We start from the raw sequence: 12,604 nt of genomic DNA, 5'->3' as shown, positions 1-12,604 counted from the left end.
CTCGGCCTCGGCCTGCGCGCCGGCGACCGGGTGATGATCCGCATGGGCAACGAGACCGATTACGTGCTGGTCTATTTCGGCGTGCTCGCCGCCGGCCTCGTCGCCCTCCCCTCCTCGCCGCAGCTGACGGCCGACGAAGCGGCCTTCCTGATGGAGAATGCCGGCGTCGCCGCCGTGGTGACCGGCGAAGGCTTTTCCGATTCTGGCGCAGGCGCTCCCGCGGGCTGTCTCCGGCTCGACTCTCAAACAATCGCTGCGATGAAGGCGGGCGAGCCGCTCGCCGACTACGCCGACACCGCCGCCGACGATCCGGCGACCCTCGTCTACACCTCCGGCACCACGAGCCGCCCGAAGGGCGTGCTCCACGCCCATCGTGCCATCTGGGGCCGCCGGCCGATGCACGCGCACTGGCTCGGCCTGACCGAGTCCGACGTGATGCTGCATGCCGGTACCATGAACTGGACCTACACGCTCGGCGTCGGCATCACCGACCCCTGGGCCTGCGGCGCGACGACCGTGCTCTACAACGGCCCGCGCGACCGCGGGATCTGGCCGCGCCTGATCGCCGAGCAGGGCGCGACGATCTTCGCGGCGGTGCCCAGCGTCTACCGCCAGATCCTCAAATATGCCGACCTCGCCGAGCACGACCTCTCGCGGCTTCGCCACGGCGTCACCGCGGGCGAAGCCCTGTCGGCGGACCTTCTCGAGGCCTGGACGCGGGCCACGGCCAAGCCGCTCTACGAGGCGCTCGGCATGAGCGAGATCTCGACCTACGTGTCGAGCGGCCCGACCATCCCCGTCCGCCCCGGCTCGCCCGGACGACCGCAGCCGGGCCGCCGGGTGGCGATCCTGCCGGTCGAGGGTCCGCCCGAGCCGCTGCCGGCCGGCGAGACCGGCCTGCTCGCGGTCCACCGCTCCGATCCCGGCCTGATGCTCGGCTATTGGCAGCGGCCGGAGGAGGAGGCGGCGGTGCTGCGGGGCGAATGGTTCGCCGGGGGCGACCTCGCGCGCCTCGATGCGGACGGATACCTCTGGTTCCAAGGCCGCAACGACGACCTGATGAACGCCATGGGCTACCGCGTCTCGCCGGTCGAGGTGGAGGGCGTGCTGGCCGCCCATCCCGACATCGCCGAGGTCGGCGTGACGGAGCTGGCCGTTCGCCCGGATCTGCGGGTGATCGCCGCCTTCGTGGTGCTCCGCCCCGGCGCCGAACCGGACGAGGACGCCCTGCTGGCGTGGTGCGGCGAGCGCCTGGCCGCCTACAAGGCGCCGCGCGCCGTCCGCTTCCTCGACGCGCTGCCGCGTACCGCCAACGGCAAGGTCCAGCGCAAGCGGCTGGCGGGCGCCGCCGGATAAACGACACTCCGCCGTGGGGGACGCCGGTTCGACGCAGCAATGCGTGTCGAGCCGAAGACTTCGCGCCGTGCTTGTTCATGCGGAACCCGGCCGGTACAGCGTTGGCGCCGCGCGTAACGAGACTCATGGCCCCGCTCCCGCTCTCCGTCTTCATCATCGTCAAGAACGAAGTCGATCGCATCGGTGCGACCATCGCGGCCGTGCGCGAGCTCGCCGACGACATCGTCGTCGTCGATTCCGGCTCGACCGACGGGACGCAGGCGCTCGCCACCTCCCTCGGGGCTCGGGTGATCCACAACGACTGGCCGGGCTACGGCCGGCAGAAGCGCTTCGCAGAGGGCCAGTGCCGCCACGACTGGGTGTTCAACCTCGACGCGGACGAGGTCGTGCCCGCCGACCTCGCCGAGCAGATCCGCGCCGTCTTCGCCGACGGGGAGCCCGCGCATGCCGCGTGGAGCATCGCCATCGCCGAGATCTTTCCGGGCGAGACGCGCCCCCATCCCTGGGCCTACGTCCTGACCCCGGTCCGGATCTACCGGCGGGATCGCAGCACCTACTCCACCTCGCCGGTCCACGACCGCGTCGTCCTGGGGCCGGGCGTCACCGTGGGGCGGATCAAGGGGCGCATCCACCACTTCTCGGTGCGCTCGCTGGGCGACCAGCTCGACAAGCTCAACCGCTATTCGGACCAGCAGGCCGACGACCTCGACGCCCGCGGCGTGACGATCCCGGCCTGGCGCCTCTACGTCGAATTGCCGGGCAACTTTCTGAAGGCCTATTTCGGCCGCCGCCACTTCGTGCGCGGCGCCTACGGCTTTCTCACGGCGATGAACTACGCGATCTCCCGCCACCTGCGCGTGGCCAAGCATTACGAGCGCCGCGTCACAACCCCGCGCCGACCGGGTTGACCCGCCGCCCCGGAGCTTCTACAGCCGACCTGCGGGGAGACGTGGCCGAGAGGCTGAAGGCACTCGTTTGCTAAATGAGCATACCCCTAATAAGGGTATCGAGGGTTCGAATCCCTCCGTCTCCGCCACATATCCCATAACCTCTCGTGCTGTCGGAATTGCACAGATCCCGCGCAGTTCTTGTGCCGTGCCTGCTCCGACAAAATTCCACGAAGCCATGAGCCGGTGGGGCTTTCCAATCGAGGGCAGACTTTGTGTTCCCGCCACGGTCGACAGTGCTAGCACAATTGGCAGCGAGCGCTGAGCCGCCGGACAACAAGCATCGTTGAGCGGAACCGCTCTCGGCTCATCGTAACGCCGATGCCATCCGTGATGCGAATGTCAGCGTAGCCCTTGTTGGCCCAGTCGTCAGCGAGGCACATCGCGCTCGCGGCAAGGCTACGCATTGCCTCCTTGTGATGTCCGCGATAGTTCGCCGAGACGGTAAAGCGAGGTGGTCTAGCGGAAGGCATCTCGTAACCTCATAGAAGCCTGATTGCTTTAGAGGACGTGGGCACGGCTGCGATGTCATCTTCCGCACACGTGAAATCGGGAGCGGTCGTGAGCGTTGGGCGGGGGCTGAACGGCTCGAAAGCAAGGCGAACGAAATCTGTCGCAGACCCGAAGACGTGATCGACCACGCGATACCCCCGATCGGCGAGATCGGCCGCTGGCACTCTTCGTGCACACGCCGATCACGCTACTGGCACCCTGCCAAATATCTCTAGGTTGAGCGTCCACCCTAGGGTGGAGACGGGATGGTAGAGGTTTAGGCTTGTAATTCGGCCACAGCCGGCGCGTATCTTCGTCGGGCCTGTCGGAGGTGACGTTGAGCGACCCAGATCCCGCCGCCCTGTCCGCCGTGATCGCGCGGATGTACGATGCGGCTGTTGATCCCAAGCTTTGGCCCGACGCCATTGAAAGTATATGTCTATTCGTCGGCGGCAATCAAGCCTTGATGTACTGGCACGACGCGCTCAAGCCGGAAGTCGATACGCTATTTCGATTTAACGACGATCCCTATTACAGCAAGATCTACCTGGAACAATACGCAGCTCTCAACCCGCTCTTTCCAGCATTTGCCTTCGAACCTGTCGGTGCCGTCATGGCCGCGAGCGATGTGGTGCCGAATGCGGAGATGGAACAGACCCGCTTCCATCGAGAATGGCTGCTGCCGCAGGAGATGACCGATTCGCTGGGGATCGTTCTCGAGAAGGAGGCGACCCGCGCCGCCTTCCTGACCGTTCAGTGGCAGAGGCGGCCGATCGATCAGGCGGCCCGGCGGAGGATGGCCCTGCTCGCCCCCCATCTCCTGCGGTCGGTCGCGATCGGGCGACTGTTCGTGAGCAGCCGTCGGCGCGAGGCCGCCCTGACCGGGACGCTCGACCAGATCGAGGCCGGCGTGTTTCTCGTCGCCGAGACCGGACGCCTCGTCCTCGCCAACGCGCGCGGTCAGCGCATGATCGAGGAGGGACGCCTTCTGCGCGACGTCGGCGGACGCTTGCGGGCGACCTCGACCGCGGCCGACCGCGCCATCTTCGACCATCTGCGCACCCTTGGTGGACGCAACGGAAGTCCCATCGACGATCACGCGATCCCGCTGTCGGCGCCCGGGGACGGCAGCTGGACGGCGATCGTCATGCCCCTCTCCGACGACCGCCTCGGCCCTGAGAGAGAGCCGCGAACGGCGGTCGCGGCCATCTTCGTGCGATCACCGCAACCGGCCGTCGCCAGTCCGCTGGAAGCGTTCGCCCGACGGCACCATCTGACGGCCAGCGAGATCCGCGTGGTCGAGGCGACGCTGCGCCTGAACGGCCTCGACGCCATCGCCGACGCCGTCGGCATCGCGCGCTCGACCGTGAAGACGCACCTGAACCGCGTCTACGGGAAATCCGGCACCAAGAACCAGGCCGAACTCATCAAGAAGATCGCCGGGTTCGCCGCCTAGGACCGAAATCGGGACCGAGCTGCTGGTTCGGAATACTGAATCGCCGGGCCCGCAGGCTCCGCCCGATCCCGGCTCGAAGCGACGCGCCGGCGTCCTCCCCGTCGTCGTGAAGGCGCCTCAGACTGCGGTCCGGGGCGCTCATGGGGACGGCGGGCGTGACAGCCGAAACGCCACGTCCGCTCGCGCGCGGCCTATTGCGGCGCGAAAGGAACCTGGAACCCGCCCGTCCCGGTCGTTTTCTTCGGCGGGTGTGCCTTGGCCAGGTAATCGAGGACGACCCGGCGCTCGTCGTCGTCGAGCTTCGCCATGCCGTGCTTCTCGCTCATGAGCGTGATGGTCTCGTCCCAGCGTTCACGGCTCAAGCCCTGCGCCGCGACCAGCCGGTAGGCGTGGCAGGCGGAGCAGGTGCCGAATGCCTCGTCGCGTCCGGGCGCGGCGGGAAGGGATTCGGCACTCTCCTCCCGCGGTGCCGCCGGCTGAGCCGAGATCGGTGTCGAGACCGCGCCGAGCACGAGCGCGGCAACGGCGATCAGGGAGCGGATCGGCATCGGCTCAGCCCACCAGGATCGCGATACGGTGCTGGGCATTGCCGCCGTAGCCTTGCGGGTTCCAGTTGGTCGCCAGGGTCGGCTGCGTCCGGCCGTTGGCGTCGGTCGCGCGGGCGAAGATCTCGTAGTAGCCGTCCGACGGAAGTCTGAGCCGGGCCGTCCAGCGGTGCCAGTCGTAGCGATTCTTGAGCGCCGCGAGCTTGGCCTCGCTCCAGGTCTGACCGCCATCGATGCTGACATCGACGCGGGCGATCGGAACGTCGCCACCCCAGGCCGCGCCGCGCAGATCGAGATCGTGCGCGCCCGCTGGCAGCCGCGTGCCGTTCGCCGGCGACGTGGTCACGGCCCTGACCGGCATCGATTCGAGGATGCGGAAGGGTACGCCGTCGCCCTTGGAGCCGGGCACCAGCGGCCGCTCGGGCAAGCGGTACGAGTGACCGGTCATGCCCTGGCCGTCGTGCTCCCGGTCGCGCAGGGTGATCCGCGTCAGCCATTTGTGGGACAGCGAGCCCGGCCATCCGGGCACGACGAGCCTCAGGGGGCCGCCGTGGATGTTCGGCAGCGGCTCGCCGTTCATCGCGAAGACCAGCAGGTTGTGCTCCTCCATCGCCTTGGCGACGGGCATGCCGCGCGACAGGCTCTCCTTCTTGGCGTCGCCCGAGAGATGGGGGTCGGCGCCGTGATGGGCCGTGTACTGCGCCGACGGCTTGACCTTCGCCGCCCGGAGCACCTCGTTCAGCGGGATGCCGGTCCATTCCGCGCAGCCGGCCCCGCCGTTGGTCCACTGGTTGCCGCGCGCCGGCGGCTGGAAGAACGACCGGCCGTTGCCGCCGCATTCCAGCACCATGCGGTAGGTCCTGGGCTTGAAGCGCTCCTTCAACTCCTTGAGCGAGAGGACCAGCGGCGCCTCGACCTCGCCATCGATCGTCAGCGACCAGTTTTCCCGATCGGCCGCCGCGTCGGGCACCTGCCCGTTGCAGCGGATGAAGAACTTCGAGATCGGGGTGGTGTCGTCGTCGAGCAGGTGCGCCGGCGTCTCCGCCACCAGAGGCCGATCGCCGAGGCTCGTCAGCCCGGAATCTTTGCCCTCGAAAGCGAAGGAGGCGGAATCGGCGGCGGCGGCCGGCTTCGCCTCCTGCGCGCGGACGGAGCCGGCCGTCATCACCGTCCCGGATCCGAGTGCGGCGCCTGCAAGTCCGGCCCCGGCGAGGAAGCCGCGCCGGTCGAGGCCGGCCGTCTGCACCGGGATCGTCGGTGCGTCGTCGCGCTTGGCAGTCATGACATCCTCCCTCGGATCGTTGCGGCCGACGAGCGGAATGTCCCCTCCGCCTCGTGCCGTCCCGGCTGGGCGAGCCGCCGGGACAGGAAGAGACGTACGCAAGACGGCTCGAACCCGCCATGATCTAGCCACTCCACCGAAGTCTTGTAAATGATATATGAGCTTGCTTGAGCCAGACGAGCTTGCTATGAAGGTCGCGGCATTCTGCCGTCGACGCGCGAGTTCAGCCGGGAGAGCCGGCTTCGGGCTTGCCAACCGAGACGCAAGCCATCAGGGCCCGTTCACGGACCTTCCGGACACCTTTTCGCTGGATCTTCGGCTCAATACGTCTGAAGATTATCGTCGCGGCGTACGGCCGTGCCGAAGCGCAAATAGAAACAAGACATAGCTCGCAAAAGATCGTGGCCTGAGCCGCGGCGCAGGGAGGAGCGTATGGACTTGAATCAACCGCTGTTGGAAGTCGACGGCGTTACGCTGCGGTACAAGACGCCGCATCACCTGATCACTGCGACCTACAAGGTCAGCTTCGACGTTCTGCCGGGCGATCGTTTTGTTCTGCTCGGCCCATCCGGCTGCGGAAAGTCGACGCTCCTCAAGGCGGTCGGCGGCTACATGGCGCCGACCGAGGGCGAGATCCGGCTGAAGGGCCAGGTCGTGACCGGTCCGGGTCCGGATCGGATGATGGTCTTCCAGGAATTCGATCAGCTCCTGCCCTGGAAGACGGTCAAGCAGAACGTCGTCTTCGCCCTCGAAGCCTCCGGCCGCCTCACCGGCCGCGCCGCCGAGGAACGGGCGATGGCCTATATCGACAAGGTCAACCTCACGAAGTTCGTCGACAGCTATCCGCACATGCTGTCCGGGGGCATGAAGCAGCGCGTCGCGATCGCCCGCGGGATGGCGATGGAGCCCGACATCCTGCTGATGGACGAGCCCTTTGCGGCCCTCGACGCCCTCACGCGACGGCGGATGCAGGACGAGCTCCTCGCCCTCTGGGACGAGACCCGCTTCACCGTCCTTTTCGTCACCCACTCCATCCCCGAAGCGATCAAGATCGGCTCGCGGATCCTCCTGCTCTCGCCGCATCCGGGCGAGGTGAAGGCCGAATTGAACAGTGCGGTCTCGCCGGGAGAGCAGGCGGGCCTCGAGAGCCGCATCCAGCAGATGCTGTTTGCGGAGGAGATCAAGGAGGCGGAGAATGTCTAGCGCGAATGCCCTCGCCGAGGCTGTGCCCATGGCCCCCTCGCGCCCCGAGATCGTCCGCGAGCGGCTCTCCGCGCAGGGCGGCACCATCGTCGAGAAGCCGCTGACGACGCTGGAACTGCTCTACAACCAAGCCTGGCTGCGCAAGATCCTCATCCTGGCCGTACTGGCCTCGATCTGGGAGATCTACGGGCGGTACCTCGACAACGATCTTCTGTTTCCGACCTTCACCTCGACGCTCGCGGCCTTCTTCCGCGGCATGGCGGACGGGACGCTGCCCCTCCGGGCCTGGGGATCGGTGAAGATCCTGCTGGTCGGCTACGGAATCGGGATCGTGCTCGCGACGGTGCTGACGGGCCTCGCCATCGCGTCGCGGATCGGCACCGACTTCCTCGAAACCATGACGTCGATGCTCAATCCGCTGCCGGCGATCGCATTGCTGCCGCTGGCACTGATCTGGTTCGGCCTCGGCAACGGAAGTCTCGTCTTCGTGCTGGTGCATTCCGTTACCTGGGCGATCGCCCTCAACACGCATTCCGGCTTCCTCTCGGTGAGCCGGACGCTGAAGATGGTCGGACGCAACTACGGCCTCAGCGGTGCGAGCCTCATCCGGAAGATCCTGATCCCCGCGGCGTTTCCCAGCATCCTCACCGGCCTGAAGGTCGGCTGGGCCTTCGCGTGGCGCACGCTCATCGCGGCGGAACTCGTCTTCGGGGTCTCGTCGGGCTCCGGCGGTCTCGGCTGGTACATCTTCGAGAACAAGAACATGCTCGACATTCCGAACGTGTTCGCCGGGCTCCTGACCGTGATCCTGATCGGCCTCGTCGTCGAGAACCTGATCTTCCAGACGATCGAGAGCCACACCATCCAGCGCTGGGGCATGCAGGCCTGACGCGCCAACCAGGCATCATTCGAGAGCGATCGTCATCCCGAGGTGTCGGCAGCACCTCGGGATGACCTTTGCCGGCCAGCGCCAACACCCAAGTCGGGACGGTCTTCCGTCGGCCGCGGGCCTGCGGCTCAGGGGCATCCGAACGCCACCGCCCTCACACCCCGCTCAAGTCATGTATATGACATATTAATGTTGACAGCCTCCGGCCTGGGCGTATCCTCGGCGCGACGCTGACGGCATCGACAGATCGGCGCGAAACTGGTGAGGAACGCCATGACGGCACGGAACATGATCCGGCTCGTCGGCACGGTCGCGGCTTTGTGGGCGGCGCTCGGCGCGGCCTCGGCCGAGGTATCGACCGTCCGGCTCGCCAAGCAGTTCGGGATTTCCTACCTGCCGCTGACCGTGATGGAGGAGGAGGGCCTGCTGGAGAAGCAGGCCAAGGCCCGCGGCCTCGACATCAAGGCCGAGTGGCTGCGCTTCACCGGCGGCTCCGGCATGAACGAGGCCCTGCTCTCCGGCAATCTCGATCTCGCCGCCGGCGGTGTCGGCCCGTTCCTGACGATCTGGGGCCGCACGCAGACCAACATCAAGGTCAAGGGCGTGGCGGCCCTGAACGCGATGCCGCTCTGGCTGGTCACGGTCAATCCCGACGTGAAGTCGATCAAGGATTTCGGGCCGAAGGACAAGATCGCGCTCCCGACCGTGAAGACCTCGATCCAGGCGATCACCCTGCAGATGGCCGCCGAGCAGGCGTTCGGGGCGGGCCAGCAGGGCAAGCTCGACCCGCTCACCGTCTCGATGGGCCATCCGGACGCGCAGACCGCGATGCTGGGCGGCCGCTCGGAGATCACCGCGCATTTCGGCGCGCCGCCGTTCCAGGAACTGGAGCTCAAGGATCCCCGCGCCCGCAAGGTGCTCGACAGCTTCGACGTGATGGGCGGGCCGCACACCTTCAACCTCGTCTGGGCCTCCGGCCGCTTCATTACGGCGAACCCGAAGGTCACCGCGGCCTTCCTCGCAGCGCTAGAGGACAGCCTGAAGCTGATCCGCGACGACCCGAACCGGGCCGCCGCGCTCTGGATCAAGGCCGAGGGGGCGAAACTCTCGCAGGAGGAGGCGGTCGCGATCATCCGCGCGCCGCAGAACGAGTGGACGACCGCGCCGAAGCGGATGCTCGACTACCTCGGATACATGAACCGCGCCGGGCTGGTCTCGGCCAAGGCGAGCGCCGAGAGCGAGCTGTTCTTCCCCGCCTCCGAGACCGGTGCCCCGAAGGAGGCCGCGCGGTGACGGCGCCCGTCGATCACGCCGCCGCCGCACGGGGCGCCACCGAGGCGTTGCGGGTCCGCATCCGGCGCGGGGACGGCATCGAGGACTTCGCCGTGCCGCGGCGCGCCAACCAGACCGTGCTCGACGTCGTCACCGAGATCCAGCGCGAGCAGGATCCGACGCTGGCCTACCGCTTCGCCTGCCGGGTCGGCATGTGCGGCTCCTGCGGCATGACGGTGAACGGGCGCCCGCGCTGGACCTGCCGCACCCGGGTCGCAGCCGTGGCCCCGGAGGGCGAATTGCTGCTGGAGCCGCTGCGCAACCTGTCGGTGGTGAAGGATCTCGCCGTCGACATGGAGCCCTTCTTCGAGAAGTGGCGCCGCGCCCACGGCTATTTCGAGCCGGGCGAGAATCCGCCGGACGATTTCGCAACGGTGCTTCCCGATTCCGCGGAGCGCCGGGAGGCGGATGCGGGCATCGAGTGCATCAATTGCGGCGTCTGCTACGCCGCCTGCGATCTTGTGACGTGGAACCCCGATTATCTCGGCCCGGCGGCGCTGAACCGGGCCTGGACGCTCGTCAACGACGTGCGCGACCGTGACGGCGACGCGCGGCTCGCGGCGGTGGCGGGTGATGCCGGCTGCCATTCCTGCCACAGCCACATGAGCTGCACGGAACACTGTCCGAAGGCCCTCAGCCCCACCTTCGCCATCGCCGGGCTCAAGCGCGAGACCGGTAGGGCGGCGCTCCGCCGGCTCTGGAGGCGCGGATGAGCCCGCTTCTCTACCTCGCCCAGCGCGGCACCGCCGCGATTCTGGCGCTCACCGTGGCGGTGCATCTCGGCACGATCCTCTACGCGGTGCGCGGCGGGCTCACCGCGGGCGAGATCCTCGGTCGGACGCAGGGAAATGTCGGCTTCCTGCTGTTCTACGCGGTCTTCGTGCTGGCGGCGGCGATCCACGCGCCGATCGGCCTGCGCAGCGTGCTGCGCGAGTGGACCGGCTGGCGCGGCCGCTCCCTCGACCTCGCCATGCTCGCCCTCTCGGCCCTGCTGGCGGGGCTGGGGCTGCGCGCGGCGCTGGCGGTGTACTGGGCATGAGCGCGCACGCCGCATCGGCAGGGCACCTTCCCTCCCCCCGCAGCGGGCGGAGGAAGAACAGCGCTCTGAGGCAGCATCCGGGAGACCCGGCATGAGAGCGTCCCTGAGCCCCGGCATCACCCATGCCCCCCACCGCCGGCCGGGCTTCGCCGCCGCGCTGATTCACCGGCTCTCCGGCATCGCGCTGGCGCTGTTCCTGCCGATGCACTTCATCGCCCTCGGCACCGCGCTCCAGGGCGCCGACCGGCTCGAGAGCTTCCTCGGCCTCACCCACAACGGCTTCGTGCGCACCGCCGAGTGGGGCCTCGTCTGCGCGCTGGCCGTCCACATGGCGCTCGGCCTGCGGGTGCTGGCGATCGAGTGGCTGAGCTACCGCGAGCGCACCGCCGTCGTCGTCTCGGGCTGCCTCGCGACCGCCTTCGCGATCGGCCTCCTGTTCCTGCTCAGCGGGGCCTGACGCCCCGCCGACCCCCTCCCCCGGCACATCCCGGAGATCCGCCATGGACCTCGACCTGCACGAATTCGAGGAGGTTTGCCGCGACCTCTACGTCCGGGCCCTGAAGATCCTGCCGCCCGACATCAAGGCCGGCTTCGCCGACCTGCAGCGGGCCGAGACCAGCACGACCGGCCGCGCTATCCTCGACACGATGGTGGAGAACGTCGCGGTCGCCGAGCGCACCAAGAACATCCTCTGCCAGGACACCGGCATCCCGATCTACAACATCCGCATCGGCCGTGACGTCGGGTTCGACGGCGTCGCGCTGAAGGCCGCGATCCGGCGCGGCTGCGAGCGGGCGACGAAGGAGTTCTCCCTGCGCTCGTCGGTGGTCCACCCGATCACCCGGACGAACGAGCAGACCTCCTGCGGCATCCGGGTGCCGATCATCCACGTCGATTTCGACGACAGCCCTGAGACCGTTGCGGTCGAGATGATCCCGAAGGGCTCGGGCTCGGAGAACGGGTCCTTCCTGCAGATGCTGCTGCCCTCCGACGGGATCGGCGCGGCCAAACGCTTCGTGATCGACCGGGTGATCGAGCTCGGCGGCCGGGTCTGCCCGCCGACCATCGTCGGCGTCGGATTGGGCGGCACCTCCGACCTGTGCATGCACCTCGCCAAGGTGGCGGCGACCCGGCCGCTGCGCTCGGTCTGCGCCGACCCGGAGGGCGCGCGGATCGAGGCGGAGCTGTCGCGCGCGGTGAACGAACTCGGCATCGGCCCGCAGGGGCTCGGCGGGCGCTCGACCAGCTTCGCCGTGCACGTCGAACTGGCCGCCACCCACATCACCCAGAACCCGGTCGCAGTGAACATCCAGTGCCACTCGGCCCGCCGCGCCCGCGCGACGATCACGCCGGGCGGCATCGCCTTCGATTGAGGAGACAGTCGTGGCCCACCACGTCCTCGACATGCCGGCCGGTGAGGCCGAGATCCGGGCCCTTCGGATCGGCGACACCGTGACCCTGCGGCGCTGGCTGTTCGGCATCCGCGACGCGACCCTGATTCACATGTTCGATCGGGACCGGCCGACCCGGCTCGACCTCGCCGGCCACGCGGTGATCCACACGGCGCCGAACGTGCATCGGGTCGAGCCATCGCCCGAGGCGCCGGTCGGCTACGCGCCGTTCTGCATCGGCACCACCACCTCGATGCGCATGGAGCGCTTCACCGACGCCCTGATGGCGCGCGAGGGCGTTCGCCTGATCGTCGGCAAGGGCGGCATGGGGCCGGCGACGCTCAAGGCCTTCGCCGAGCGCGGGGGCGCCTACCTCGCCATCGTCGGCGGCGCCGCGGCCCTGGAGACCACCTGGATCGAGCGGATCGAGGATGTCGACCTCGACGACCTCCATCCCGAGAGCCTGTGGCGCTTCGCCATCCGCGATTTCGGCCCGCTGCTGGTGGGCATGGATTCGCACGGCGGCTCGCTCTTCGCCGAGGTGCAGCGCGACGTGGCCGCCCGCCGCGACGCGGTGGTGGCCAGCTTGGAGAACGCGCGATGAACCCGGCTCAGGTCGAGACCGATATCCTGATCCTCGGCTCCGGCGGGGCCGGCCTGTTCGCGGCGCTC

Annotated in this window: 13 protein-coding genes and 1 tRNA gene; 12 read left to right on the top strand and 2 right to left on the bottom strand. The window is 68.3% G+C overall.

The window, feature by feature from the left end; genetic code table 11:
* The 4 genes from MFF42_RS01355 to MFF42_RS01340 all read left to right on the top strand — a co-directional run.
* On the top strand, positions 1 to 1,356 hold a 1,356-nt coding region (locus tag MFF42_RS01355), incomplete at its 5' end, for a class I adenylate-forming enzyme family protein (protein WP_238253829.1).
* Positions 1,357 to 1,481: 125 nt separating this feature from the next.
* Positions 1,482 to 2,264, top strand: a complete 783-nt coding sequence (locus MFF42_RS01350; RefSeq protein ID WP_238253821.1) for a glycosyltransferase family 2 protein — start codon at positions 1,482 to 1,484, stop codon at positions 2,262 to 2,264.
* Positions 2,265 to 2,299: 35 nt separating this feature from the next.
* Positions 2,300 to 2,392 (top strand) — tRNA-Ser (locus MFF42_RS01345).
* Positions 2,393 to 3,126: 734 nt separating this feature from the next.
* Positions 3,127 to 4,251 (top strand): helix-turn-helix transcriptional regulator, encoded by a 1,125-nt coding sequence (locus tag MFF42_RS01340; protein WP_238253813.1) that lies wholly within the window; start codon positions 3,127 to 3,129, stop codon positions 4,249 to 4,251.
* Between the two features lie 191 nt (positions 4,252 to 4,442).
* On the opposite strand, the gene MFF42_RS01335 is transcribed toward MFF42_RS01340, so the two are convergent.
* Positions 4,443 to 4,799 carry a hypothetical protein gene (locus MFF42_RS01335; protein ID WP_238253812.1) on the bottom strand — a complete coding sequence of 119 codons (357 nt, stop codon included), beginning with the start codon at positions 4,797 to 4,799 and terminating at the stop codon, positions 4,443 to 4,445.
* A gap of 4 nt (positions 4,800 to 4,803) precedes the next feature.
* On the bottom strand, positions 4,804 to 6,078 hold the full coding sequence (locus MFF42_RS01330; protein ID WP_238253803.1) for a sulfite oxidase: 1,275 nt from the start codon (positions 6,076 to 6,078) through the stop codon (positions 4,804 to 4,806).
* 432 nt (positions 6,079 to 6,510) lie between these two features.
* On the opposite strand from MFF42_RS01330, the gene MFF42_RS01325 reads away from it, so the two are divergent.
* The 8 genes from MFF42_RS01325 to MFF42_RS01290 all read left to right on the top strand — a co-directional run bounded on the left by MFF42_RS01325 (position 6,511) and on the right by MFF42_RS01290 (position 12,536).
* Positions 6,511 to 7,281: an ABC transporter ATP-binding protein gene (locus tag MFF42_RS01325; RefSeq protein WP_238253802.1), complete on the top strand. Its 771-nt coding sequence runs from the start codon at positions 6,511 to 6,513 to the stop codon at positions 7,279 to 7,281.
* Positions 7,274 to 8,170 carry an ABC transporter permease gene (locus MFF42_RS01320; protein WP_238253800.1) on the top strand — a complete coding sequence of 299 codons (897 nt, stop codon included), beginning with the start codon at positions 7,274 to 7,276 and terminating at the stop codon, positions 8,168 to 8,170. The genes MFF42_RS01325 and MFF42_RS01320 overlap by 8 nt, the downstream gene beginning before the upstream one ends.
* A gap of 273 nt (positions 8,171 to 8,443) precedes the next feature.
* A complete protein-coding gene (locus MFF42_RS01315; RefSeq protein ID WP_238253798.1) occupies positions 8,444 to 9,463 on the top strand; it encodes an ABC transporter substrate-binding protein in 1,020 nt (339 codons plus the stop codon).
* Positions 9,460 to 10,215, top strand: a complete 756-nt coding sequence (locus tag MFF42_RS01310) for a succinate dehydrogenase/fumarate reductase iron-sulfur subunit (RefSeq protein ID WP_238253796.1) — start codon at positions 9,460 to 9,462, stop codon at positions 10,213 to 10,215. Before MFF42_RS01315 ends, MFF42_RS01310 begins: the two co-directional genes overlap by 4 nt.
* Entirely contained in the window at positions 10,212 to 10,541 is a 330-nt protein-coding gene (locus tag MFF42_RS01305; protein WP_238253794.1) for a succinate dehydrogenase, read from the top strand. The genes MFF42_RS01310 and MFF42_RS01305 overlap by 4 nt, the downstream gene beginning before the upstream one ends.
* A 91-nt stretch (positions 10,542 to 10,632) precedes the next feature.
* Complete coding sequence (locus MFF42_RS01300; protein WP_238253786.1) at positions 10,633 to 10,998, top strand: succinate dehydrogenase, cytochrome b556 subunit; 366 nt, start codon at positions 10,633 to 10,635, stop codon at positions 10,996 to 10,998.
* A 43-nt stretch (positions 10,999 to 11,041) separates the two neighbouring features.
* Entirely contained in the window at positions 11,042 to 11,914 is an 873-nt protein-coding gene (locus MFF42_RS01295; RefSeq protein WP_238253784.1) for a fumarate hydratase, read from the top strand.
* 10 nt (positions 11,915 to 11,924) lie between these two features.
* Positions 11,925 to 12,536 carry a fumarate hydratase C-terminal domain-containing protein gene (locus tag MFF42_RS01290; protein ID WP_238253764.1) on the top strand — a complete coding sequence of 204 codons (612 nt, stop codon included), beginning with the start codon at positions 11,925 to 11,927 and terminating at the stop codon, positions 12,534 to 12,536.
* Positions 12,537 to 12,604: the final 68 nt, after the last annotated feature.

The organism is Methylorubrum podarium (assembly GCF_022179745.1).
Lineage (GTDB): Bacteria > Pseudomonadota > Alphaproteobacteria > Rhizobiales > Beijerinckiaceae > Methylobacterium > Methylobacterium podarium.
Note: the sequence above shows the minus strand (reverse complement) of the source record. Positions and strands in the feature narration are given on the sequence as shown.

Coding starts and splice junctions, on each gene's coding strand:
- MFF42_RS01350 (WP_238253821.1), top strand. CDS start 1,482: ATGGCCCCGCTCCCGCTCTCCGTCTTCATCATCGTCAAGAACGAAGTC.
- MFF42_RS01335 (WP_238253812.1), bottom strand. CDS start 4,799: ATGCCGATCCGCTCCCTGATCGCCGTTGCCGCGCTCGTGCTCGGCGCG.
- MFF42_RS01330 (WP_238253803.1), bottom strand. CDS start 6,078: ATGACTGCCAAGCGCGACGACGCACCGACGATCCCGGTGCAGACGGCC.
- MFF42_RS01325 (WP_238253802.1), top strand. CDS start 6,511: ATGGACTTGAATCAACCGCTGTTGGAAGTCGACGGCGTTACGCTGCGG.
- MFF42_RS01320 (WP_238253800.1), top strand. CDS start 7,274: ATGTCTAGCGCGAATGCCCTCGCCGAGGCTGTGCCCATGGCCCCCTCG.
- MFF42_RS01315 (WP_238253798.1), top strand. CDS start 8,444: ATGACGGCACGGAACATGATCCGGCTCGTCGGCACGGTCGCGGCTTTG.
- MFF42_RS01305 (WP_238253794.1), top strand. CDS start 10,212: ATGAGCCCGCTTCTCTACCTCGCCCAGCGCGGCACCGCCGCGATTCTG.
- MFF42_RS01300 (WP_238253786.1), top strand. CDS start 10,633: ATGAGAGCGTCCCTGAGCCCCGGCATCACCCATGCCCCCCACCGCCGG.
- MFF42_RS01295 (WP_238253784.1), top strand. CDS start 11,042: ATGGACCTCGACCTGCACGAATTCGAGGAGGTTTGCCGCGACCTCTAC.